21 protein-coding genes (1 of these 21 only partly in view) are annotated in these 25,081 nt (G+C 66.5%); 8 read left to right on the top strand and 13 right to left on the bottom strand.

The genetic code is table 11. From position 1 onward, the window contains the following. The first annotated feature begins 114 nt into the window (after positions 1–114). Together HH308_RS02600 and HH308_RS02595 are read left to right on the top strand one after the other, a co-directional pair. On the top strand, positions 115–1,098 hold the full coding sequence (locus HH308_RS02600; protein WP_246284180.1) for an alpha/beta hydrolase: 984 nt from the start codon (positions 115–117) through the stop codon (positions 1,096–1,098). 132 nt (positions 1,099–1,230) lie between these two features. Next, positions 1,231–1,956 (top strand): acetoacetate decarboxylase family protein, encoded by a 726-nt coding sequence (locus tag HH308_RS02595; RefSeq protein WP_170192753.1) that lies wholly within the window; start codon positions 1,231–1,233, stop codon positions 1,954–1,956. Between the two features lie 10 nt (positions 1,957–1,966). Here the strand turns inward: HH308_RS02595 and HH308_RS02590 are convergent, their stop codons facing one another. The 5 genes from HH308_RS02590 to HH308_RS02570 form a co-directional block, all read right to left on the bottom strand. Beyond that, entirely contained in the window at positions 1,967–2,323 is a 357-nt protein-coding gene (locus tag HH308_RS02590; RefSeq protein WP_170192619.1) for a response regulator transcription factor, read from the bottom strand. Positions 2,324–2,475: 152 nt separating this feature from the next. Then, a complete protein-coding gene (locus HH308_RS02585; protein ID WP_170192618.1) occupies positions 2,476–3,558 on the bottom strand; it encodes a DUF8320 family protein in 1,083 nt (360 codons plus the stop codon). Continuing rightward, entirely contained in the window at positions 3,555–4,739 is a 1,185-nt protein-coding gene (locus HH308_RS02580; protein WP_170192617.1) for a sensor histidine kinase, read from the bottom strand. Before HH308_RS02580 ends, HH308_RS02585 begins: the two co-directional genes overlap by 4 nt. Before the next feature lie 16 nt (positions 4,740–4,755). Next, positions 4,756–5,421, bottom strand: a complete 666-nt coding sequence (locus HH308_RS02575) for a response regulator transcription factor (protein ID WP_170192616.1) — start codon at positions 5,419–5,421, stop codon at positions 4,756–4,758. 56 nt (positions 5,422–5,477) lie between these two features. Then, a complete protein-coding gene (locus tag HH308_RS02570) occupies positions 5,478–7,223 on the bottom strand; it encodes a PAS domain-containing protein (RefSeq protein ID WP_170192615.1) in 1,746 nt (581 codons plus the stop codon). Positions 7,224–7,326: 103 nt separating this feature from the next. Between HH308_RS02570 and HH308_RS02565 the strand changes: the two genes are divergently transcribed. From HH308_RS02565 to HH308_RS02555, 3 genes are all read left to right on the top strand, one after another. Then, the gene (locus HH308_RS02565; protein WP_170192614.1) at positions 7,327–8,346 is read left to right on the top strand and encodes a pirin family protein; all 1,020 of its coding nucleotides are present in this window, start codon (positions 7,327–7,329) and stop codon (positions 8,344–8,346) included. After that, positions 8,336–8,917 (top strand): GNAT family N-acetyltransferase, encoded by a 582-nt coding sequence (locus HH308_RS02560; RefSeq protein WP_312870301.1) that lies wholly within the window; start codon positions 8,336–8,338, stop codon positions 8,915–8,917. Before HH308_RS02565 ends, HH308_RS02560 begins: the two co-directional genes overlap by 11 nt. Positions 8,918–9,426: 509 nt before the next feature. Further along, on the top strand, positions 9,427–10,137 hold the full coding sequence (locus tag HH308_RS02555; protein WP_170192612.1) for a cutinase family protein: 711 nt from the start codon (positions 9,427–9,429) through the stop codon (positions 10,135–10,137). A gap of 6 nt (positions 10,138–10,143) precedes the next feature. Here HH308_RS02555 and HH308_RS02550 read toward each other — a convergent pair whose 3' ends face one another. Both HH308_RS02550 and HH308_RS02545 read right to left on the bottom strand, forming a co-directional pair. After that, positions 10,144–10,791, bottom strand: a complete 648-nt coding sequence (locus HH308_RS02550; RefSeq protein WP_170192611.1) for an FMN reductase — start codon at positions 10,789–10,791, stop codon at positions 10,144–10,146. After that, entirely contained in the window at positions 10,788–11,885 is a 1,098-nt protein-coding gene (locus HH308_RS02545) for an LLM class flavin-dependent oxidoreductase (protein WP_170192610.1), read from the bottom strand. Before HH308_RS02545 ends, HH308_RS02550 begins: the two co-directional genes overlap by 4 nt. A 158-nt stretch (positions 11,886–12,043) precedes the next feature. Between HH308_RS02545 and HH308_RS02540 the strand changes: the two genes are divergently transcribed. From HH308_RS02540 to HH308_RS02530, 3 genes are all read left to right on the top strand, one after another. Next, positions 12,044–12,547 (top strand): MTB12 C-terminal domain-containing protein, encoded by a 504-nt coding sequence (locus HH308_RS02540; protein ID WP_170192609.1) that lies wholly within the window; start codon positions 12,044–12,046, stop codon positions 12,545–12,547. Between the two features lie 148 nt (positions 12,548–12,695). Beyond that, positions 12,696–13,187: a DUF4190 domain-containing protein gene (locus HH308_RS02535; RefSeq protein ID WP_170192608.1), complete on the top strand. Its 492-nt coding sequence runs from the start codon at positions 12,696–12,698 to the stop codon at positions 13,185–13,187. A 307-nt stretch (positions 13,188–13,494) separates the two neighbouring features. Continuing rightward, positions 13,495–14,223 carry a cutinase family protein gene (locus HH308_RS02530; RefSeq protein ID WP_170192607.1) on the top strand — a complete coding sequence of 243 codons (729 nt, stop codon included), beginning with the start codon at positions 13,495–13,497 and terminating at the stop codon, positions 14,221–14,223. Between the two features lie 48 nt (positions 14,224–14,271). Here HH308_RS02530 and HH308_RS02525 read toward each other — a convergent pair whose 3' ends face one another. From HH308_RS02525 to HH308_RS02500, 6 genes are all read right to left on the bottom strand, one after another. Then, positions 14,272–14,460: a hypothetical protein gene (locus tag HH308_RS02525; RefSeq protein ID WP_170192606.1), complete on the bottom strand. Its 189-nt coding sequence runs from the start codon at positions 14,458–14,460 to the stop codon at positions 14,272–14,274. A gap of 134 nt (positions 14,461–14,594) precedes the next feature. Beyond that, the gene (locus HH308_RS02520) at positions 14,595–14,801 is read right to left on the bottom strand and encodes a hypothetical protein (RefSeq protein WP_170192605.1); all 207 of its coding nucleotides are present in this window, start codon (positions 14,799–14,801) and stop codon (positions 14,595–14,597) included. 404 nt (positions 14,802–15,205) lie between these two features. Further along, complete coding sequence (locus HH308_RS02515) at positions 15,206–15,394, bottom strand: hypothetical protein (protein ID WP_170192604.1); 189 nt, start codon at positions 15,392–15,394, stop codon at positions 15,206–15,208. A gap of 218 nt (positions 15,395–15,612) precedes the next feature. Continuing rightward, positions 15,613–15,915 carry a hypothetical protein gene (locus HH308_RS02510; RefSeq protein WP_170192603.1) on the bottom strand — a complete coding sequence of 101 codons (303 nt, stop codon included), beginning with the start codon at positions 15,913–15,915 and terminating at the stop codon, positions 15,613–15,615. A 268-nt stretch (positions 15,916–16,183) separates the two neighbouring features. After that, positions 16,184–16,417 carry an MbtH family protein gene (locus HH308_RS02505; RefSeq protein ID WP_170192602.1) on the bottom strand — a complete coding sequence of 78 codons (234 nt, stop codon included), beginning with the start codon at positions 16,415–16,417 and terminating at the stop codon, positions 16,184–16,186. A gap of 81 nt (positions 16,418–16,498) precedes the next feature. Then, positions 16,499–25,081 carry the 3' portion of a non-ribosomal peptide synthase/polyketide synthase gene (locus HH308_RS02500; protein WP_170192601.1) on the bottom strand. The gene runs 24,264 nt beyond the window's last position, so only the last 8,583 of its 32,847 coding nucleotides appear in the window; its start codon lies off the right edge, out of view — the gene reads right to left on this strand; it ends in the stop codon at positions 16,499–16,501.

Below are 25,081 nucleotides of genomic sequence, written 5' to 3'. Positions count from 1 at the left end.
GCGAAACATCGTGGCTGAACAACGCTTGCACCGCCGGGGTCATAGCGGTGTCACGGCCACCGCTTACACTCATGGGCACCGATCGAAAGGCCACGCGTGAACCCGTTACATCGTCTGCTCGCGTTCTCCGCGGTGACTCTGACCGCATTCGCCGCTGTCGTCAGCGGTGTGGTGCCCGCGCACGCGGCGCCGTCGAGCGCGATCCTCACCGTCGACCACGACACGCCTCAGCAAGACACCGCGCTGGTGTACTCGCAGTCGATGAATCGATCGATTCCGGTGACCATCCTCAAGCCGCACGACCCCTCCAAGCCCGCGCCGACGCTGTATCTGCTCAACGGGGCGGGCGGCGGCGAGGACTCGGCGACATGGGCCGCGCGGACCGACTACACCACGTTCTTCGCCAAGAAGAACGTGTACGTGGTGACGCCGATCGGTGGGGCCTTCTCGTACTACGCGGACTGGCAGCGCAAAGATCCGGTGCTCGGGGTCAACAAGTGGGAGACATTCCTGACCAAGGAACTCCCCGCACTGATCAACACGCACTACAAGACGTCCGGGGTCAACGCGGTCGCCGGCATCTCGATGGCGGGCACCTCGGTGTTCAATCTCGCGATCGCCGCCCCCAAGCTCTATCGCTCGGTCGCCGCGTTCAGCGGCTGCGCACGCACCAGCGACCCGGTCGGGCAGGCGTATATCCGCTTGGTTGTGGAGACCCGCGGCAATGGCAACCCGGTGAACATGTGGGGTCCGCTCGACGGGCCCGGTTGGCGCGCGCACGACCCCTACCTCAACGCCGAGAAACTCCGCGGCCTGAAGATCTACATGACCGCGGGAACCGGTGCGTCCGGATCACACGAGACCCTCAACTCCGAGGGCATCGACGGTGACGCGTTCAAACTGGTCAACCAGGCGGCGGTCGGCGGGATCATCGAGGTCGCGATGGACCAGTGCACCAGGCAGATGGCGGCTCGGCTGGCCCAGTTGCACATCCCCGCGCACGTCACCCAACGACCCACCGGAACGCACTCGTGGGGCTACTGGCAGGACGATCTGCACAACACCTGGCCCTACCTGGCACGCGATCTGGCGAGCTGAAACACCACCCGAACTAGAACTCGTTCTCGTTCTACCTGTAGGCTGACGCCGGATCATTCACACCGCAGCCACAGGAGTCTCCGCGTGCCGTTCACCCCCGTCGAGCATCGGATCGCCGGAACCACGGTGACCATGCCCGTGCAGATCCGCGACGCCCGCTGCTTCGTCGCGGCGTTCACCGCCGACGCCCGGGCCGTGGCTACCGCGATCGCGCACACCGGATTGACTCCCCTGCGCATACGACCCGGACTGACCGGCGCGGGCCGCACCATGTGCATGCTCGTCTTCGTCGACTACATCGACGGCGATCTGGGACCGTACAACGAGTTCGGCGTGTGTTTCCTCGTCGACTCGCCCGACGACGCCGCGTCGGATCGGTCCGCGCTGCGGTCGCTCATCGCGGGCGACGCCCGCGCACTGGTTCACCACCTACCGGTCGACGGCGAATTCACCCTCGCCGCCGGGCGCGGAATCTGGGGTTTCCCCAAGACCCTCGCCGAGTTCAGCGTCACCCACGACGCCGAGACCAAGCACGGCGTCGTGCATCAAGACGGCAGACTGGTCGTCGATCTGAAGGTACGCAAAGGCATTCCGGTACCCGACTCGCCGTCGTCGGACGACGTCGTACTGCACGCCTATTCACATCTCGACGGCGTCACGCGCAGCACCGACTGGCGGCTGAGCGCGACGTCGGGGACGCGCTCGCGGATCGGCGGCGCAGCGCTGAAACTGGGCTCCGGGCCCATCGCCGACGAACTGCGCGCCCTCAAACTGTCCCGGCACGCACTACTGGCCTCGTCCGTCGATCACCTCGCGATGACGTTCGAGGAGCCCGAGATCATCACCCCGAGTCGCTAGTCCGAGATCATCACCAGTCTTCGATGGCGGTGAATCCGTCCTGCAGCGCACGAATCAGCAGGTGCGCCTTGGTCGGCGCGGGACGACCGATCTCGGCGTACTTGTCACGGATACGCGACACGTGAGTGCTCACCGTCGCGGGCGAGATGAACAGCGCCTCGGCGGCGTCGCGTTTGGATTCGGTCGCCAGCCACGCGAGGAGCACTTCCACCTCCCGTTTGGACAGCGACGGCCGGGGCACCCGGCGTACGACGACGACGTCGTCGATCGCGAAATCGTCGACGACGCTCAGTTCGACGCGCGGCGGCATCGGTAGTACGTTCGACGTCCCCAGGTCCAGTTCAATGTGCTCAACGCTTGCTGTCATGACCCCGCTCCAATTCCGACATGATCTGCCTTCTACACAAAAGCGACCATTTCGCTCACTCAGCTAAGATTCTCGGCGGTTCCGTTTGAGACTGGTAGTCCCAGTTGTGGGGACACGGGACGACCACGGAACCGTCACGAGGCCATAACAGACTACTGCGGAGCCTTGAATTCTCGATGTGTAACGTGCACACCGTCGCTCACCAGCATCGTTGCGATCGATTCCCGATTGCGCGGCAGGAGTCGCACGGTGATCGACGTCCCCTCCGGCGCCGCGGCCAATTCCGCGATCGCGACCGTGGCGACCCGTTCGATCACCTGATTCCACGCCGGATCGTCCGGCGGAGTCTCGGTCGGGCTCTCGCGCGCCACCGAGTCGTCGAGCAGCGTGACCCGCACCCCACGGGCCCGGGCCCAGGCGACGGCGTCGGCGAGCCTCGGCGTGTCGAGTCCCGGCGCGCGCATCTGGTCCCGCAGCTGCCCTTCGATCAGGGTCGCGCGCAGCGCCTCGGACTCGGCGAGCGCCGCCCCACTGGCGATCAGTTTCAGAATCGGCCTCGCGGTGGCGTCCAACCGGCGCAACTGCACGTCGCGCTCGGCCAGAATCGCCGTCTGCGCCGCGCGCTGCGACACCTCGGCCAGCGTGCGGACCCGCAACTGGTAGATGCCGCGGGCGGCGCGACCGACCGTGACCGTGAACAAGACACCGATCGCCATCACCGCGAGCGCATTGACGTATCCGCGCATCAACTGGTCGGGGGCGATCCACTCCCGCGCGTTGGCGAGCACGGTGACCGCGGTGCACAGCACGAATCCGATCAGCGCCGCCGGAATCCGCCCGCGCAGGCAGGCGAATCCGAAGATCACCGACGTCCCCTGGGTGATGAAGTAGTAGGCCATGCCGGGCTGGGCGTAGTCGACCGCGGTGATTCCCAGCACCGTCATCAGCGGCGGCAACACGATCACCAGCGTCGTCGCCCAGCCGGGCAGTCGATCACCGCGAGCCGCGTTGAGAACCACGAAGAGCAGCGCCATCAGCAACACCGACACCGCATACGGGACCGGCCGCGCGACGGCACCACCGGCGATCGCGAGGATCACGTTCGACGCCCAGAACGCCGCCATCGCCAGCCACGTCCAGGCCGATTCCAGCCCGATCACCGTGGTGCCGTCGGCACGACCGAGCGCCTCGACGGTGGTCGCGGGCAACTTCGACTTGCACCGGCGCGCACTCATGGCCGCGTCCACATCACGTCGACGACGGTGCCTTCGCCTCGGGCGCTGGTGACGGTGCTGCTGCCGCCCGCGATTCCGGCCATGCGTTCGGCGACGCTCACCCGCAGACCGAGACGTTCGGGTGCCACCGCATCCGGATCGAACCCGTCGCCGTCGTCAACCACCGACACCCACACCGAGTCCGAGTCGGTGTCGACCAGCATCGCGCGCGATGCCTGCTCGCCCGCATGCAGAACACTGTTGCGCAGCGCCTCGCCGGCCGCCTCGACGATCGCCTGGACGATGTCCGACGGGTATCCGAATTCGACGAAGTCACTCGTCGTCTCGTCGGGGCTGCGTTGCGACACCTGCAACTGGATGCGCTCGTCCACCGAGGTCGCGATGGTCCTCAGCCGCGCGAGCACCTCGGCCCGGGGTACCGCTTGCTCGCTCGACTGCGGGGCGGCCACCGCGTCGAGCGCTGCTATCGCCGCCGCCGCTTGGGCGGGCAGCCGCGGATCATGGGTGTCCGCGCGCACCGCGTTGAGCACCGCGATCACCGAATCGTGCACGACGCCGTCGAAGCGGGCCCGCTCGGCGTTGCGAGCGGTCGCCGCGGCCGCACGCGACGACGCCGCGAGCGCCTCGATGCGTGAGTCGTCGAACATCTCGCCGCTGCGCAGCGCGATCGCGAAAGCGAGGATGAAGAATGCTCCGAAGACGCCGACGTTGAGCGAGTCGATGATCCCGCGCTCGTCGAATCCGCCGCCTCGGCCCACCGCCAGTATCGCGATGCGCCCACCCACCGAACCGGCGAGCACCACCCCCGCCTGCCAGAACGGGCGGGACAGGATCGCCACCAGCGGCGGCAGGTCGGTGATACTGGTCAGCCACGACACAACTTCGGGGTCGACGCCGCGGTTGCCGGTGAAGGCAACGAACCACAGCCCGATCGCCACGAAGTACCCGAGCACGCAGCAGGTCGACAACCAGGTCAGCGGTCGCATCGACCCGTAGAAGGTCGCCGCCAGCAGGGCGAAGCCCGGGCCGAACACCGCGAGCGCCGCGACCGGGTCGAACCAGCTGGCAACGGCCGGCGCCGACACCGCGAACTGCGGTATCGCCACGAACGCGAACACGACGTAACCGCTCCCGACGAAGCGGGCCATCATTCGGCGTCGACGACGCGCCTGAGAGGTCAACGAGGGCACGGTCGGTCTACGACGTCGGCCGATTGCGCCGCGGAATAGGCAGCCACCCGTCTTCGACGGCCCGCTTGAACAGGTCGAGTTTGGTCTGCGTCGGCCGCCCGGCGTCGACGTATTTCTGCCGGATGCGCTTGAGGTATTCGTTGACGGTGTCGGCCGAGAGCCCCATCGTGTGCCCGACGCTCGCCGACGTCCCGCCCGATGCGTAGAGGGCGAGCACACGCTGCAGTTGCGGAGTCAGGTCGACGGCGTCGAGGTTCGGGTCGCCGTCGACGGCGGCGGCCCATTCGGTGGTGAGCACTTCACGTCCGGCGGCGGCCGCGCGCACGGCGTCGACGATGACGTCTTGCGGTGCGGACTTGAGGATGACCCCGAGGGTGCCCGCTTTCGCGGCCGACCGCAGCAACGCGGGATGCTCGCCCGAGGTGTACACGATGGTCTTGACGCCCGCCTCGGTGAGGTGCGCGACGTTCTCCATCGGCGTGGTGCCGTCGCCGAGGCGCAGGTCGAGGATGGCGACGTCGAGGTCGACGACGATGGCGAGCAGTTCGGTGACCGTCGGCGCCCACGCGACCAGCGACAGGTCGTCGTGCTCCTCGAAGATCCGCTCGATTCCCCACACCGGCGCACGATGGTCTTCGACCATCCCCACTCGGATCTCGCTCGCCCCTAGCATGTCTATCAGGATAGGTCGCACCCGATTCAGAAATATAGTCAGCAAGACTCACGAATTCAGTTCTGGACGTGAATGTCCGCCGCCGACAGCGTGGCGACCAACCTCAGTGGGCTGCCGTCCGCGTCGCGCTCGATGACCCGCCCCTGACAGCACACGCCGCGCCAGTCCCCACTCTTGGTCCGGAGACGATGCTCGAAGGCGAAATCGGTGCCCGCCCCGCCGCCGTGCGCGGCGATATGCGACCAGCAGTCGTCGACCTCGTCCGGATGGATCCGGTCGGCCCACTCCTCGATGGACGTACCGATCTCGTCGTCGGAATAGCCCAGCAGTTCGGCGAATCGCGGTGAGTAGAAGACCTCGCCGCTGCGCACGTCCCAGTCCCAGATCCCGACGCCGGAGCAGTCGATGGCGACCTGCCAGCGCGCCTGCGTCCGACGCAGTGCACTCTCGGTCGCATGCGCCGCGGTCACATTCCGCGATACTCCGATGATTCCGGCCACTTTCCCGTGTTCGTCGAAGTACGGCGCCTTATTCGATACATAGGTCAGGAGCTCTCCCCCGACGACGGGGTTCTCGATGAATTCGACGGCGCGCCCACTCTCCATGATGCTGCGATCATTGCGCTGCAGTATCGCGGCGAATTCAGGTGGAAAGAATGCGGTGTCGTCACGGCCGATCACTTCATTCACCGGACGCCCCTTGACCCGCGCGGCGGCTTTGTTCAGAAACACATATCGACCGTGCAGATCCTTCACGAAGATCAGATCCGGCGCCGCATCCATGATCTGCTGCAGCATTTCCACGGTCGGCTTCGACGCCCGGTCCGTTCGCAGCGACTCCACCACGCCGAAATCGGGACGTGGGCGGTCGCGTCGGACCTGCGCGCCCACATCGATACCCCGTCTGCGGTACATGTCGATGTCGGCGTCGTGAATCAGGTCATCGATGCCGCGAGTATCGTTGCGTGTCAAGGCGGTTCCGCCGATGGTCGCGGTGACGCGCAGCGCTTGACCGGTGGGCGTGAGAACCGGACTGCGCAGCCCGAGGTGCAGATTCGCGATGAGTTCTTCGGCGTCGGGCGTCGACGATACGACGACGAACTCGTCGCCGCCGATGCGAGCCAGATGATCGCCGGGTCCGATGCAGCGCTGAAAGCGCAGCGCGACCGTCCGCAATACCGTGTCACCGAACGAGTGGCCGTAGGTATCGTTGATCGCTTTGAATTCGTTGAGATCGCAATAGGCCAGCGCGCCGATTTCGCCGTCGAGATCCGACGCCGATTGGTTGTTCTCGTCGGTGTCGCCGAGAAGATCGAGTAATCCCGCCCTATTCGATAATCCGGTCAGCGGGTCATGCAATGCCATCTGCCGCAATTCGTCGTTCACCATCCGCCGTTCGGTGACGTCCTCGCCGATTCCCAGCACACGGACCGGTGTTGTCGTAGTGGCCGGGATCGCGGTCAGGGTCCATACGACCCACCGGCCGGACTTGTCGCCGTCGGGGTGAAACACTTCGATTCGGGTAGTGAGCGATCCGGCCTCGACGAGACGGGAGTAGGTCTCGACCGCATACCCGCGATCACGATTCCCAGCGAGCAGATCGTCGATGTGTCGCCCGATGATGTCCTCGCGCGGCATCCCGAGAATTCGGGCGAGTGCCGGGTTGGCGCTGAGCACCGTGCCCGTCGCGTCGCCGATGCCGACCGCGAATACCGAATGCTCCATCATCCGCGCGATGTCGGTGTCTGCAGCCGCACGTCGCGACACCTTCGCCGCGAGCTGTTTGAGAGAGCTGAGAAGCACTTTGTAATGTTAATGGAAGAGCCCCGCGATACCCACCTGCTGCGACGCCGCCGTTCCCCGATCAACCGGTATCGGCCGAATTCACCGGACTACCCTGATCGGCATGAGCAATCTCGAAACAGCCCCCGTCGAGATGACCTGTTGCCCCACCGCGGCCACCGACGCCGCCGGCCTGAAAGTGCAACTGCTGACCTCGCGTGACGTCCCACTCGGCGGTCCACGCGCGATGACGGTCCATCGCACGCTCCCCCAGCGCGATCGGTCGTTGATCGGCGGCTGGTGCTTCGCCGACCATTACGGTCCGCAGGACGTCAGTGTGGGTGACGTGCCCGGAATGGATGTGCCGCCGCACCCGCACATCGGATTGCAGACCGTCAGCTGGTTGTTCAGCGGCGAGATCGAGCACCGCGACACCAACGGCGTGCATGCGATGGTCCGACCGGGCGAGCTCAATCTGATGACCGCGGGAAACGGCATCGCCCACACCGAGGTGTCGACACCGCAAACCACTGTGCTGCACGGGGTTCAACTGTGGGTGGCACTGCCGGCCGACGCCGCGGGTACGCACCGCGACTTCGCCCACTACGTGCCGGTTCCCGTCGAGCGTGTCGGCGTGACCGCACGAGTGTTCCTGGGCGAACTGTTCGGCTCGCGCTCGTCCGTCGACACCTTCAGTCCGCTGCTCGGGGCCGAACTCGTCGTCGACGCCGGGGCGAGCATCACCCTCGACGTCGACCCGGTGTTCGAGCACGGCATCCTCGTCGACGCCGGAGCACTGCGCATCGACAACGCCACCGAGCCGCTCGACGTCGCGCGCACCGAGATGGCCTACATCGGATTGGGTGCCGAGGCGATCGAGCTGACCAACACCGCCGACGAACCGGCCCGCCTGATCGTTCTCGGCGGCGAACCCCTCGGCGAGGACATCATCATGTGGTGGAATTTCGTCGGCCGGACCCACGAGGAGATCGTCGCCGCCCGCGAGGAGTGGATGGCCCGCTCCGAGCGGTTCGGTCAGGTGCACGGCTACGAGGGCGATGTGCAGCATCTGCCCGCGCCGGTTCTGCCCGGAACGAGGTTGAAGTCACGGGAGAATGTGCCGGGCAACGCGCGTGAGCACTGACGCCGGCTCCTGGGACACCCATCCGCTGACCGCCGACCGGTTCGACGATTTCGCCGATGTCGTGAACAAGAATCGCCGCACCACCCACTGCTGGTGCACCACCCACCGGTTGTCGCCGAAGGAGATCGACGCATACGGCGGGCGGGAGGAGGCGATGCGGGCACTGGCAGCGTCGGCGCAACCGCCCGGCGTGTTGACCTACGTCGACGACGTCCCGGTCGGCTGGTGCAACATCGGCCCCCGCGCATCGATCACCCGGCTGAACTCGTCGAAGCTGATCACACCGGTCGACGACACTCCCGTGTGGTCGATTGTGTGCACCATCGTGCGGACCGGATACCGCAGGCGCGGCGTGACCCGCGCCCTCATCGACGGCGCCGTCGCATACGCGGCGTCCCGCGGCGCGCCCGCGGTGGAGGTGTACCCGGTGGATCCGCCCGGCCGGATGGACCTCACGATGGCCTTCGTTGGAGTGAAGCCCATGTTCGACGCCGCGGGCTTCGAGGTCGTCGGGACGACACGCGCGGTCGCGGGCGGCTTGCCGCGACTGGTGATGCGGAAGGTCGTGTAGGGCTTCTCGTCGACCGACGCCGCGCTGCCGCTGGTTGAGCCGGGGCCGAGGCGCAGTCCCTGCCGTTTGAACCGGACCGAAGCGCCATCCCCGCTGGTTGAGCCGGACCGAAGCGCTAGCGAAGGTCCGTGTCGAAACCACGGCGACACAACAGATTTCATGTACCGCTCAACACCATTCCAACCGTGTTGACGGTGAGTTTTCGTGTTGAGACCAGGAGCGGGCCACATGTAACGACGATTCGTTGATCAACCAAGCGCACTACCCCGCTGGCTACAGTGTGAGCGCAACGAGTCGAAACTCGCGAATAGAGCCGGTTCGGTGACAGGCGCGCTGGGAGCTTCGGCCTACGTGGTTTCGACACGGGCCTTCGATGGCGCTCCGGCCCGACTCAACCAGCTGCGGAACCGCCTCCGCTGCCGCCCACCCGCCCGGGTCTGACGCTCCAACGCGCACCAAGTAGTTCAGCACTCGTGTGAGTGTCGGCCATCACCGGTAGCATTCCTGGCATGAAGCGTATCTTTGCGATCGTGTCGGGCCTGTTCATTGCGGTGGCGGCGACGCTCGTCGCTACGGCTCCCGCCGCGAGCGCGGCGCCGGGCTGCCCGAACGTCGAGGTGGTGTGGGCGCGCGGCACCGTCGAATCGGCTCCGCCGGTCGGGCTCACCGGACTGGCGTACACCGAAGCCCTGCGGGGGCAGGTGCCGGGTAAATCCGTCGTGTCCTACGGCGTCCCGTATGCCGCGGGCAGCAACTTCAACAAACGGATGGCCTTCGCCTACGACGTCGTGAAAGGTGTGCGGGCCACGCAGGCGCGCGTCACGTCGCTCGCACGGATGTGCCCGCAGACCCATATCGTCGTCGGCGGGTATTCGCAGGGCGCGGTGGTCGCGAGTTACGCGATGACCGGCGGCATCGACGTCCCCTCGAGGTACCACGAGTACGCACACATGGTGCCCGTGCCACTGCCCGACGACGTCGGCCGCCACGTCGCCGCCGTCGTGCTGTTCGCCCCGCCGTCGGATCGCTGGATCCACGATGTCGGCGCACCGTCGATCCACGTGGCCCCGAAGTATCAGTCGCGTACGGTCCGATACTGCATCTCCGGTGACGTGGTCTGCGACGGCGCGCCGGTCGGCAGCCCCAACGGTCTGCACGTGCTCTACTCGGTCAACGGCAACACGATCGACGCCGCGCGATTCACCGCCGCCCGGGTATAGCTCGGATCAGCCCCCGAGCAGCTTCGCGAAGTTGCTGATCCCCGCGGACTCGACGGCGGAGTCATACGACGCCGCTTCGTTCGCCGACGGTGCGATCGATGCGGTGTCGGTGTCTCCCATCCCCACCGCGCGCGCCAATTCGGTTGCGGCACGCCGGATTCGATCGCTGAGCAACGCGGTGTCGCCGGTGTTGCCCGCCCAGTCCTGCGACGCCGCATAGACGCCGGTGGGCATGACCACGGCACGCAGATAGCTGAACAACGGCCGCAGCGCGTGGTCGAGGACCATCGAATGCCGTTCGCTGCCCCCGGTCGCCGCGATGAGCACCGGCTTGCCGGCCATCCGATCGACGTCGACCAGATCGAAGAACGACTTGAACAGTCCGCTGTAGGACGCGTTGAAAACCGGCGTGGCGACGATCAGCGCGTCGGCGCCGTACACGGCGTCGAGAGCGTTCTTGACCTGCCCGACGCCGAATCCGGACGTCAGCGAATTGGCGATGTCGACCGCGAGGTCGCGCAGCTCCAGCACTGTCGTCGACGTCAGATCTCCTTGTGCGGCAACGGCTTCGACGACGTCGGCGGCGAGCCGGTCGGCGAGCAGCCGGGTCGACGACGGGTTGGACAGCCCGGCGTTGACGACGACGAGTTTCATGCGTTCACCTTTTCCTGTACGGCGGCATCGCGTGCCGCGACCAGCGACGCGTGGGTGGGTGCATCGGGAACGTCGGCGGGCCGGCCCTCGGCGAACCCCTTGCGCAGTTCCGGCAACACTTCACCCAGCTCGTCGAGTTGTTCGAGGACCGTCTTCAGCGGCAGACCCGCGTGATCGACGAGGAACAGTTGGCGCTGGTAGTCGCCGAAAGTGTCGCGGAAGCTCAGGGTCTTGTCGATGAACTCCTGCGGACTGCCGACGGTCAGCGGCGTCTCGGAGGTGAATTGCTCGAGCGTCGGGCCGTGGCCGTAGACGGGGGCGTTGTCGAAGTACGGCCGGAATTCGCGCACGGCGTCCTGACTGTTCTTGCGGATGAAGAATTGGCCGCCGAGCCCGACGATCGCCTGGTTGGCGTTGCCGTGACCGTAGTGCTCGTAGCGCTCGCGGTAGAAGTCGACCAGCCGCTGGAAATGCTCCTTGGGCCAGAAGATGTGGTTCGCGAAGAATCCGTCGCCATAGTAGGCGGCCTGCTCGGCGATCTCCGGCGAGCGGATGGATCCGTGCCAGACGAACGGCGCGACGTCGTCGAGCGGGCGCGGAGTAGCCGTGAACGACGACAGCGGGGTACGGAATTTGCCTTCCCAGTCGACGACGTCCTCGGTCCACAGCCGCCGCAGCAGCGCGTAGTTCTCGATGGCCAGTGGGATGCCCTGACGGATGTCTTTGCCGAACCAGGGGTACACCGGTCCGGTGTTGCCGCGCCCCATCATCAAGTCCACGCGACCGTCAGCCAGATGCTGCAACGTTGCGTAGTCTTCCGCGATCTTCACCGGGTCGTTGGTGGTGATGAGTGTCGTCGACGTCGACAGCAGCAGGGTGTCGGTCTGTGCGGCGATGTAGGCGAGGGTCGTCGTCGGCGACGACGGGATGAACGGTGGGTTGTGATGTTCACCGGTGGCGAAGACGTCGAGTCCGACTTCCTCGGCCTTACGGGCGATGGCCACCGTGGCTTTGATTCGCTCGTGCTCGGTGGGCGTGGTGCCGTTGGTGGGGTCGGTGGTGACGTCGCCGACAGTGAAGATGCCGAACTGCATGTCTAGCTCCTTCTATATTGCTCAAATCTGAGGGACATCGATATCAACCGGACTGCGGTCCGAATAATTCCCCGCCGTCCCGGCGTTTCCAAGCCCCACTCAACCGTGCTCCGCTCAGCCTATTAGGCTGGACTTACTTACCGAACGAGGAGCTTCATATGAACTTGCGCAAGACTGCCGCCGCAGCCGCGATCGTCGGAGCGGCGGTCTTCGGTGTAGCGGCCTGCAGCAACGGCGAGGTCGCCAGCAACACCACCGGCACCACCCCGAGTGTGGTCAGCGATTCGCCGCTGGAGAACGCCGCCGTCGACCTGAGCGTCAGCGACGCTCAGACCGCGCTGCGCAAGGCGATCGACCCGAAGACCACGGCCGCAGAACTCGACGCCGTCGTCGACACCGACAGTGCCGCCACCAAGACCGCGCTGCAGGCATTCGCCAAGGGCGCGTCGATGGGCGGGTACACCCCCGATGTCTTCACCGTGAAGTCGGTCAAGGGCGACGGCAAGGACAAGGCGGTAGCCACGGTTTCGGTCGCCAGCCCGCATGCACCACAACCGGTCGACATCAAACTGAGCTACGTCGACGTCGACGGCACCTGGAAGTTGTCAGCCGACGCCGTGTCGCAGCTGACATCGCTGGCCGGTGATCACACCGGCCACTGAGCGTCGGGGGCAGCCCTGATTTTTCCCTGAGTTCTACCGACAAACCCCCTGGTCGCGGCCGCGGCCAGGGGGTTTGCCCATTTTCGGCGCGTAGCATCGGAGGCGATGTTGCGCGCCCACCGGCCCGCGGGAGCGAAAGGGAACGTTCGTGAAGTCTGACACCTCCCCGGAAACGTTCATTCTGCCGCCGCGCCCCTCAACGCTCCCCTACGCGTATTCGGCCGTGCCCGACGATCCGCTTCCCGCCGTCGGCGACTTCTGGGGCGTGCAGCGTCTCGATCCCATCGTCGTGCCGGCACCGATCGATCGGCACGCTCCCGCCCCGCTTGTTCGACGCCGAATCGTCGCTCCGGCTCCGTACGTTCCGGTCTACATTCCGGTTCGCAAGACGGCGCCCGTGGTGTCCTGGGCGTTCACGTCCGCGTTGATCTCGATGCCGCTGCTCATCCTGTTCGGTTTCGGGGCGGTGTTCGGCGTGCTGGCGGCGATCCTCGGCGTGGTCGGGCTAGTGCAGGTCAACGGGTCGGACCACTACAAGGGATCCGGGCGGGCCGCGGCGTCGATCGCGATCGGATTGTCCACCGCCCTGGTGGGGACACCGGTGCTGATGTTGACCTGGGCCGTGCTGGGAATGCTGTAACCCGGCCGACTTCCCTCGACGAGTTCACCCCAGACAAGCAGTCCCGAGGTAGATGCCGAACAGGACTATCCGGACACGGCCATACTCCGGGCACCACGGCTCACTGGAACCGAAGGCAACTTCGTGGCGTTGCGGCGCGCGCGAACTACTCGAATCTGGCAACGTCACCGCCTTCGGGACGACCGCGGGCATCAGGGCGACTTGGTGCCCGAACTGCGAGATCACCGATCGATCACAGTTGGAAGGCGATTCAAGCAGCCACTCCAGTCACAGAGATTGCATTCTTTCACTTCTGTATCATCGACCAGTGCGGACAAGACTACTGGCCACGTTCTTCTGCGCAGTGGCGACGCTATGCGGTCTCGCGGTGATGTCACCATCGACGGAGGCGTCGGCCAGCCCACGATGCAGTGACGTCACCGTCCTGTTCGCGCGCGGTACCAACGAGATCGGCGCACCCATCGGCGTCACCGGCTTGACCTTCACCACCGCACTGAGCGCGCTCCTGCCCGGGAAGTCGGTCGAACCGATCGGCGTCAACTACCCGGCGAGCGTCGGGTTCATCAATCGGTTTCAGTTCGCGCGAACGGTCCTGGCCGGCGCACGGAGTATGGCACGAGCCGCAGATCGACTGGCCGTGGCCTGTCCCCGAACCAGGATCGTCCTCGGCGGATATTCACAGGGCGCGATGGTGACCGCCTACGCCGTCAACCCCGCGCTTCCCGCACCGACTCCGAGCGGGCGACTCAGCGCACCGACGCTCACTTCCATTGCCCCCCAGACGGTTTCGCACATCGCGGCGATCGTCATGTTCGCGCCACCGTCGTCGCAGTATCTGCGCAGCGCGGGCGGCCCCGAGATGGTCGTCGGCCGTGAGTATCAAGGCCGAACGTTCGTCTACTGCGCGCCCGGCGACAACGTGTGCAACGGCGCCCAGTTCCGAATGCCCGACATCGTGCACGTGCTCTACGCAATCGACGGCGCGACCGCTCAGGCCGCGGTCGGTACGGCGGATCTCATCAGCAACGGGTCATAGCAACGACTACCGAGGTGGATCGATGCCTGCATCCGCAGGCATCGACGTTCACGAGTCGTAGCACAGGAACTTCACTCGACCGCCGATGATCGGGAACGTGAAATCGAACACGCACGACTGCGAGACTTCGTGACGAAAGGTCGACGGCGCGGCAGACGCTACCGAAGGTGTCATCACGGCTAGTCCGGACGCGATCGAGATGGCAGCCACGCCGGCTGCGAGGTTCTTACGATTCATCGGTTTTCCAATCTCCCCATGCCGCAACGGCATCGATATTCGGCCACTTTCACGGTACGCCGCGCCCAACGACCGGCACGAGTGATCGCCTACTCGAATCACTCCAGTCACTTGTGGCCGACCGCGTAGTTACGCTAGACGTAACACACGATGACCAGCAGCGGACCGAGAAGGGGCGCCGGCTGATAGCCGCGGCAGTACTTGTTGCCGCCACCGAACATCACATTGTGCGGCTGCAGGCCCTGAATCGGCGCCGCAGATGCGGCCCCCGCACCGGCGACACCGATCCCCACCGCCATCCCGACCGCGCATACCGATGCCGCAATCCTTGTACGTCGCATGATCTTTCCTCTCGTGAATCCACGCCGCCTAATTCGTCTATCGTCCCGCGCAATGCAAGTGTTTCTTCCCGTGGCAGACCTCGGGCGCAGACAAGCACCCGACCATTGTCAGTCCTCCCAACCGAATTCCGTTCTTGTCAGTTCTTCCGATAGCAGGTTGTACGTCCGATGGAAATCGACGAGGCGCTGACGGATCCACTCGCGACGATATCCGCCTTGTAATGCGAATAGGAACGAGAGGTGGAACTACGCAGCATTATGACGATCTCTTATTCCGAAACAGTCGACTTCAGATTAGCGGGGGCCCACGACTGGTCTCCAGAATTCACCAGTATCAACGCAACAATAATGTCATCGGATCTCATGTCATTCGACGACGAAATCGATCCAGTAAGCGATAGTGGCTAAACGTAGCAAGCCACGCCGAAGAACGGCCCGAACTGAGCGAAGACCGGGAAGCAGTGCGGACTGTCGAGCCCGTACACGACCTGGTGCGCACCGGGGAGCGGTGCGGCGGCCGCGACGCCCTGACCCGCGAGCACCGACAGCGAAGCGAAGACGATGGCGGCTGCCATCCGGCGGCGAATTCTCATGTCACTCACACTCTCACTCAGGTCAGCGGGGCGGTATCGACCCTTCAGAGGACACTAGTGTCACGTGTGCCCCGCGGCGCGAGTAGTCGACTACCCGAAACAGCCGCCCGCGCACGCAGAAGTGATCCGACGGCGGCCGACATGCCCAAAAAAGCGGCTCCCGGACCGCCTAGGCCCGGGAACCGCTTTGAGTCGAGTAGAGAGTGTTCGCCCCAGTGTCAGACCGCGCGCAGCTGACGACCAGCGCCACCGTCGAGGTCGCGCGAGAGCCAAGCGAGCATGTCGTGCATGGCGGCGCCGATCTGGGCGGCCGACAGGCGCGTGACCGTCGGCAACGAGTGCAAGAGCCCTGCTACGACGGCCGACTGATCGCTCATGCCGCTGGCGGTAACAACCGGTGAGTAGTCGGCGATAGCACTATCGAGGCGACCAAAAGTCACCGCTTCGCCACTGTGGCGGACGGCAGTGAGCGTCGGCGTGATCTCAGCGCGTTGCTGGATGTGCTCGAGCAATTGGTTCATTGTTACCTCCGGATGACGGCTTCCCGACGTCCCGACTAGTTGTCCTTCGTTCGGATGACGACTACCACTCAAGCTTGCCATGAATACGCGCAGAGCGCGATCCTGTGGTGGCAAATTTGTTCAGTCCAGCTAACTTTGTGACCAGAATCACACCCTGGAACGTTACCGCTGAGACTGCAGATGCGGAAGTCACCCATAGTCAACAGGATGTGGCTGTGATGAACCTGTGCCTCCACAGCCACATCCCTGAGATCTACGCTTGCGTTTCCTACTTGCCCTCGGCGGCGGCCTTGTCCGCTTCCATCGCGTCGATCAGGCTCTGCGGTCGCAGATCGGTCCAGTTCTTCTCCACGTACTCCAGGCAGGCCGCGCGGCTGTCCTCGCCGAACACCTTGGTCCAGCCTTCGGGGATGTCGGCGAAGGTCGGCCACAGGGAGTGCTGGTTCTCGTGATTCACCAGCACATAGAAGCGGCCGTTTTCATCGTCAAACGGATTGGTCATTGGGTTGTCCTTTCATACCAAGGCGACGATCGCCTTATCTTCTCATTGCGGGCCGCCGCCTGGTACGACGGCCCTGCGGGTCTAGTCGGAACTCGGGTCTCCCGCAGCGAGTGCAGCCGCAATCCGGGGCCCGACGACAGCGAGTGCATCCGCATTCGCCATCCCGAGGTGATGGGTGTCCACGTGGATCTCCGTCAATCGGCCGTCCACGTACGGACGCCACGCTTGAGCCACCACGTCGGGATCCTCTTTGTCCGCGGTCGCCACGAATACCTGCACGTCACCGTAGTACGGCCGCGGCGTGAATCCGGCAACCACCTCTTGGGCGGCGCCGAAGCTCTCCATGATGCGTTCCACCTGGTCGGCCGCGAACAGTCCCATGCCGGCGATCTGTTCACGCACGATCGCGACGACCTCCTCCGGCGTCGTCGCATGCAGATCATCGCCGAGGTCGAACAGATCACGCCAACCGCCGAGCAGGTCGGCCATCTGTGATCCGTCGGTCTCCTCGCTCGTATCCTCGGTCCCCGCGTCCTCGACCTGGGCCCCGAACGCCTCGGCGTGCGCCGACACCGACTCGCCCGGCTCGGTCACCGGCAACTCGATCTCCGGTACCGGCGCCGAGTCCATGATGCCGAGATACCCGACGACTCCGCCCTCGTCCTGAATGAGCGTCGCCATCGCCTGTGCGATCACGCCACCGACCGACCACCCCAGCAGATGGTACGGCCCGTCCGGCTGCACGCGCCGGATCTCGTCGACGTAGCGCCGGGCCACCGCCACGGCATCGTCTTCGATCGGCTCGTCCGCCACGACGTGCGGATCCTGCAGACCGTAGATCGGCCGGTCCTCGATGTACGGCGCGAACCCGCCGTAGAACCACGCGAGACCGCCCGCCGGGTGCACACAGAACAACGGCGGCAGACTGCCGTCGGTCCGCAGCGGGAGAAGCACGCCGCTACCGGCCTGTGCTTGCGAGGTGAGATGCTCGGCGATCGCGCGCACCGACGGTGCGGCAAACATCGCGGCCAGCTCGATCTCGCTGTGCAGCGTGCGCCGGATCTGTTCGACGATCCGTACCGCCGACAGCGAGTTGCCGCCCAGATCGAAGAACGACGCCGTAGCCGAGACCCGTTCGACGCCGAGGACGTCGGCGAAGATCTGCGCGATCATCGTCTCGCGCAGCCCCTCGGGGGCCACATATTGTGCCTCGGCTGCGGGCGCGGGAGCCGGCAACGCGAGGCGATCGATCTTGCCCGCACTGTTGAGCGGCAGCTCGTCGAGAACCGTCCACACCGCGGGCACCATGTAGGCGGCCAGCGACTGCCGGACCGCCGCGGTGACCTGTGGCAGGTCGACGCTGCTCGGCGACACGTAGGCAGCGAGGTATTCGCCGCCGGTCGGTGAGGTCGCCACGGCCGCCGCCGCGTGCACGACGCCCGGTGCCGCGGCGATGGCCGCTTCGATCTCACCGAGCTCGATGCGCTGACCCCGCAGCTTGACCTGGAAGTCGGTGCGGCCGACGTAGTCCAGATCGCCGGTGGCGCTCCACCGCACCAGGTCGCCGGTCCGGTACAGCCGCTCGCCGGGCGCACCGAACGGATCGGCGACGAACCGGTCCGCCGTCAGGTCACCGCGGCTCGCGTACCCGCGGGCCAGTTGCACCCCACCGAGGTAGAGCTCGCCCGCGACGCCGCGCGGTACCGGATGCAACCGAGCGTCGAGCACCCGTGTGGTCGTCCGAGTGACCGGCGCACCGATGGTGATCGGCGTATCCGCGTCGATGGGAGCGGAGGTCGAACAGATGGCAGCTTCGGTCGGCCCGTACATATTGCGCAGTTCGACGCTCGGCCACACCGCACGGACCTGGTCGGCCAGTGCCCGCGACAGCGCCTCACCGCCGACGTCGAGCGCGCGCAGGCGCACCGCCGCCAGTTCGTCGTCGGACAGCACGTCGAGCATCGTCGACAGCATCGACGGCACCAGCAGCGCCGCGGTGACCCCGCGCTGCGCCATGGTCGCGGCGATGGCCCGCGGATCGCGGTGGTCCCACGATCGCAGCAACACCAGCGACCCGCCGGACACGATCGGTCGCAGGACGTCGAGCAGCAACGCGTCGAACGTGCTGGCCGCGACCTGCACGAAGACGTCGTCGACGGTGTAGGCGTGCGCGGCGGCGTCGTGGCGCATGTGCGCGGTGATCGCCCGATGCCCGACGACGACGCCCTTGGGCTGTCCGGTCGAGCCGGAGGTGAACATCGTGTAGGCCGCCGAGTCGGGATGGATCACACCGACCCTGCGCACGACGTCGGAGAGGCTCACCGACGTCGGATCCTGGGCGGGTGCGAGCACGCGCGCGTCGTCGACGGTGTCGACCTGCACGCCGAGATCACGGGCGGCCGCGGTGGTCTCCGCGGACACGATCGCCGGTACCAGCATGATCCGCGCGCCCGACGTCTCCAGGAGGTAGCGGACCCGATCGGCGGGTGCCTCCGGATCGATCGTGATGAACGACGATCCGGCGACACCGGCGGCGTGCACGGCTGCCACCAACGACACCGACCGCGGCAGGCACACGGCGACCGGAGCCTGCGGGCCCGCGCCGAGGTCGAGTAGATGTGCGGCCAACGCCGCGACGACGCTGCCGAGCTCCCCGTAGGTGAGAGTGACCGACGGCGTGACGATCGCGGTCCGCGTCGCCGAAGCCGCGACACGGTCGACGAACAGTCCGGCCAGCGTCGTCTCGGCCGGTGCCACCAGGTCGCGACCGTGCGACCATGCATCGACGGTGTCGCGCTCGGCCGCACCGAGCAACTCGACGTCGCCCACCGCGAGCGAGGCGTCTCCGACGACCTGACCGAGCACGTGCACCAACCGCGCCATCATCGCCTCGATCGTTGCGGCGTCGAACAGATCGGTCGCGAACGACGCCTTGGCGCTCCACGATCCGGCGGCAGGCGCGTTCACGTCGACGACGAGGTCGACCTGCACCGGCGTCTGATCGAGAGTGACCGGAGTGACCGTCAACGTCTCGCCGGCACGTGTCGCACCGTCGAATCCGGTTCCGGTTCCGCCGTCCTGTCGCACCGACAACCACACCTGGATGAGCGGCGAGAAGGCTTCGGAGCGAACGGGATTGAGCGCATCGACGACGGCTTCGAACGGAACCACCGCGTGACCGAAGGCTTCCAGGTCGACGCCGCGCACCTGCTCGAGCAGCTCGGCGAAACTCTGCCGCGACCCGACGTCGGTGCGCAGTACCAGCGTGTTGACGAACATGCCGACGAGCGGGTCGAGGACCGCCTGCCCGCGCCCGGCGATCGGCGTGCCGATCGCGATGTCACCCGACGCGCTCAAGCGGGCCAACAGCACCGCCAGCGCACCGTGGACCACCATGAACGGCGTGGTTCGCGTCGCCGTGGCCACCTCCCGGATCTGTTCGGCGAGATCGGCCGGAATATCGAACTCGACGCTGCCGCCGCGCTGGCTGGCGACCGCCGGGCGGGGCCGGTCGGTCGGCAGTTCCAGGACGTCGGGCAGGCCGGCCAGTTGCCGCTTCCAGTAGTCGAGCTGGGCGCCGACGATCGAGCCGGGATCGTCCGGCGCGCCGAGGACGCGATGCTGCCACAACGCGTAGTCGGCGAATTGCACCGCGAGCGGGGTGAATCGGGGCGAGCGCTGTTCCGCCCGTGCCGCATATGCGGTCAGCAGATCACCGAGCAGCGGCAGCATCGACTCACCGTCGGCCGCGATGTGATGCAGCACGACGCCGAGCACGTACTCGCGGTGGTCAGCTACCCCATCGCTCGCCTCGAACAGGCGCACCCGGACCGGCCAGTCGCGCGTCACGTCGAAGCCCGCGGTCACCGCGGCGAGGATGTCCTCGCCGGAATCCACCGTGCGCCAATCGATTCCACGTTCGACGTCGTCTGCCGCGGCGATCACCTGGACCGGCTCGCCGTCGACCAACGGATAGGTCGTGCGCAGTACCTCGTGGCGGATCACCACATCCACGACGGCCGCACGCAGAGCCGCGACGTCGAGGTCACCGGTCAGCCGCAGCACGGCAGGCAGGTTGTACGCGGGCGACGCGGCGTCGAACTGGTTGATGAACCACATGCGCTGCTGCGCGAACGACAGCGGGATGCGGTCCGGTCGCGGGATGACCGCCGAAACCGGTTCGACCACAACGGAGTTCGACGACGCCGCGGCGATCAACCCGCGCACGGTCGGCGCCTCGAACAGATCGCGCACCGACACCTCGACACCGAGCACGTCACCGGCGCGAGCCGCCAACCGCATCGCCGAGAGCGAGTTGCCGCCCAGGTCGAAGAACGACTCGACCACCGACACCCGATCCGCACCCAACACATCGGCGAACACCGCGGCCAACCGCGTCTCGACGTCACCGTCGGGCGCCACGAACTCGCTCTCGACCGAGCCGAAGTCCGGTTCCGGCAGGGCCTTGCGGTCCAGCTTGCCCGCCGAGTTCAGCACGACCTCGTCGAACGCGACCCAGGACGTCGGCACCATGTACACCGGAAGCGACTGCGCCACAGCTGCTTTCACCGCGTCGACGTCCACCGACGACGGCGCGACGAAGCCGACCAACTGCTGATCGCCCGACGGCGCGGCCACCACGGTCGCCGCCGCATGCACCACACCCGGGGCAGCGGCGATCGCGGCCTCGATCTCCCCCAGCTCGATCCGCTGGCCGCGGAGCTTGACCTGGAAGTCGGTGCGGCCCAGATACTCCAGCACACCGTCGGCTCGGCGGCGCACCAGGTCACCGGTGCGATACAGACGCGCACCCGGGGCACCGAACGGATCGGCCACAAACCGGTCCGCCGTCAAATCGCCGCGCGACGCATAGCCGCGCGCCAGCTGCACCCCACCGAGGTACAGTTCGCCCGCAACGCCGTCGGGAACTCGATGCAACCGCGAATCCAGCACCACCGCAGACGAATTCCACACCGGCACACCGATCGGCACCGACCCATCGCCCGCGGACACGGCGTCGATCTTCTCGAACGTGATCTCCACCGCCGCCTCGGTCGGACCGTACAGGTTGTAGAAGAGAACGTCGGGCTGAGCCGACCCCCGGCCCGCTCGCTGCGCTCCCGACGCCGGCCACGCCGACCGCACATCAGCCGCCACCGCAGGCGGCAACGCCTCACCCGTCGTCGACACGATCCGCACCGACGACATCCGCGACATCCGCTGGACGCCGACGACCTCGACGAACACCGACAACATCGACGGTACGAAATGCACCATCGTCGTCGACGTGCGCTCGATCTCGTCGGCGACGACGACCGGATTCAGGTGGCCGTCCGCCGGGAGGATCGTGATTCGCGCGCCGATCATCAACGGCGCGAACAACTCCGGCACCGACACGTCGAACGTGTACGGCGTCTTGAGCATCACCGTGTCGCCCGCGTCGATCGGCAGTTCGTCCAGACCCCACCACAACCGGTTCAGCACGGCCGAATGCGACAGCGTCACACCCTTCGGCCGACCCGTCGACCCCGACGTGAACAACGTGTACGCGGCGTGATCCGGAAGCAACCGAGCCGAGCGCTCGCCCGCGGTGAACAACGCGACCGTCTCGTCGACCGGACCTGCCGCGTCGACGACGACGATCGTCGCGCCCCGCGATTGTGCGCTTGCCACAACGTCTTTCGCCCGCAGCGGGTCGTCGACGACGAGTGCCGAGACATCGGCGGTGTCGAACATGTACGACGCGCGGTCGGCCGGCGCGGAGGTGTCCACCGGCACGTACTGGCCACCGGCGGCGACGATCGCGTGGATGGCGACGACCATCTCCACCGAGCGGTGCAGACTGACGGCGACCGCCACGTCGGGACCGACGCCCGCCGCGACCAGTTCGCGCGCGAGCAGACTGACTCGGGCGCCGAACTCCCGGTAGGTCACCGTTCGGCCGGCGAACTCCAGTGCCGCAGCGGTCGGCGTCGCCTCGATCCGGGGGGCGACCGCATCCCAGAGCGTCGCGGCGGCCGGCAGCGTGACGTCGGGCCCCAGTTCCATCCGCGCCTGCGCGGCATCCTCCGCACCGACGAAGATGCTGACATCGCCCAGCGGGGTCGTCGGAGCCGCGGTCAGCTGATCGAGCACCGTGACGAACCGATCGAGCAGTGCCGCCACCCGCGGCGCGTCGAACAGCTCGGTCGCATAGACGACGCCGAGCGTCCAATCGCCGGTCGGCGCCGTCGACACCGTGAAGTACAGGTCGAGCTGTGCGCCGACGACACCCGGATCGACGGGTTCGATGCGCAGGTCGCCGACGTCGACGCCCGCGCCCGCTCCGGCACCCGGGTTCAATGACAACAGGACCTGGGCGAGCGGCGCGAACGCTTCCGAACGCACCGGATCCACCGCCTCGACGACGGTCTCGAACGGAACGTCGGCGTGGGCGAAGGCATCCAGGTCGACGGTCCGCACGGTGGCGAGCAGACCGGCGAAGTCGGCGGATTGCTCGATCTGCGTACGCAGCACCAGGGTGTTGACGAACATGCCGACCACCGCGTCGAGCACCTGCTGACCGCGCCCGGCGACCGGGGTGGCGATCGCGATGTCGTCGCGTCCGGCGAGTCGCGCGAGCACGACGGCCAGCGCCGCGTGGAGCACCATGAACGGTGTGACGCCGTTGGCCTTCGCGACCTCCCCGATGCGGGTGGCGACGACAGCCGGAATGGCCGTCGCCGATAGTGCACCGGCGCGTGAGGCGACGCTCGGCCGGGGTCGGTCTGCGGGGAGCTCGAGCACGTCGGGCAATCCGGCCAACTGCTCACGCCAGTAGGCGAGCTGCGTGCCGATGACCGACGACGGGTGGTCGGCCGACCCCAGCACCCGGTGCTGCCACACCGCGAAGTCGGCGAGCTGGACCGGCAGTGGCGAGAAGGCCGGCGCCGATCCCGACGCGCGCGCCACATACGCCGACGCGAGGTCGGCGACCAGTGGTGTCAGCGACTCGCCGTCGGCCGCGATGTGATGGGTCACGACGGCCAGGACGTGTTCCCGTTGCGCCTCAACAGCTGCATGCGCGGGAGTTTTGGCTTCCCACAACCGAACTCGCAGCGGCCACTGCTCGGTGACGTCGAAGCCGGTCATCACCGCGGCCTCGATCTCCGGCAGGTCCGACACGACCCGCCAGACGTCGCGGGCGTCGAATTCGTCGACGTCGCCGATCGACTGGAACGGTTCACCGTCTACGGCTCCGAACGTGGTCCGCAGGACCTCGTGCCGGGCGACGACATCGATCACCGCCGCGCGCAACGCGGCGACGTCGAGGTCGCCGGTCAGCCGCAAGACGGCTGGGATGTTGTAGACGGGCGACGCCGGTTCGAACCGGTTGATGAACCACATGCGTTGCTGAGCGAAAGTCAGCGGGATGCGGTCCGGGCGCGGCTGCGCAGGCGTGATCGCGGGCAGCGCACGAGCGCGCTCACCGCTCGACTCGGCGAGGTGGCGGACCGTATGTGCGTCGAAGATGTCGCGGACCGAGATCGCCGCGTCGAGGACGTCACCGGCTCGCGCTGCCAGGCGCATCGCCGACAGCGAGTTGCCGCCGATGTCGAAGAAGGAGTCGACGACGCTGACCCGCTCGACGCCGAGCACGTCGGCGAAGGCTGCCGCCAGTCGCTCCTCGACGTCGCCGACGGGGGCGACGTAGTCGCGCTCCAGGGAGCCGAAATCGGGGGCGGGCAGGGCCCGGCGGTCGATCTTACCCGCACTATTGAGCGCGATATCGTCGAGCACCGTCCACACCGACGGCACCATATACGACGGCAACGCCTGCCCCACAACAGCTCTCAATACCTCCACATCCACCGACACCGGCGACACATACGCCACCAAATGCTGCGCACCCGACGGCGTCGACGCCACCGTCACCGCAGCCTTCACCACCCCAGCAGCCCCAGCCAACACCGACTCGATCTCACCCAACTCGATCCGCTGACCACGCAACTTCACCTGAAAATCGGTACGACCCAAATACTCGACCTCACCGCCAGCATTCCACCGCACCAAATCACCCGTACGATACAACCGCGAACCAACCACACCGAACGGATCAGCGACAAACCGCTCAGCAGTCAAGCCGGACTGCCCCGCATAACCACGCGCGATCTGCACCCCACCCAGATACAACTCACCCGGAACCCCCACCGGCACCGGACGCAACCGCGCATCCAACACCAGCGTCTCCGTATTCCACACCGGCGCACCAATAGACACCACCGCCGGGGCATCAGACACATCCGCCCACGACACCTCCACCGCCGCCTCCGTCGGACCAAACAAATTGTGGATACCAACGTGCGGCCACACCGCATGCGCCTTACCCACCACCGCCGGCGGCAACGCCTCACCAGAAGCGAACACCCACTTCAACGAGGTCAACGCCGACAACCGCTCCGAGGCAACCACATCCAAAAACACCGACAACATCGACGGCACAAAATGCACCGACGTCGCCGCCGACTCCGCCAACAGGTCGACGAGATACTCCGGATCGGTATGCCCACCCGGCCGAGCGATCACCACAGTCGCACCCGCCAGCACCGGAGCGAACAACTCCGGCACCGACACATCGAAGGTGAACGGCGTCTTGAGGATGACGCGATCGTCAGCCGCCAGCCC

Source organism: Gordonia asplenii (assembly GCF_012933505.1).
Lineage (GTDB): Bacteria > Actinomycetota > Actinomycetes > Mycobacteriales > Mycobacteriaceae > Gordonia > Gordonia asplenii.
This window is presented reverse-complemented; position numbering and strand designations above follow the sequence as displayed.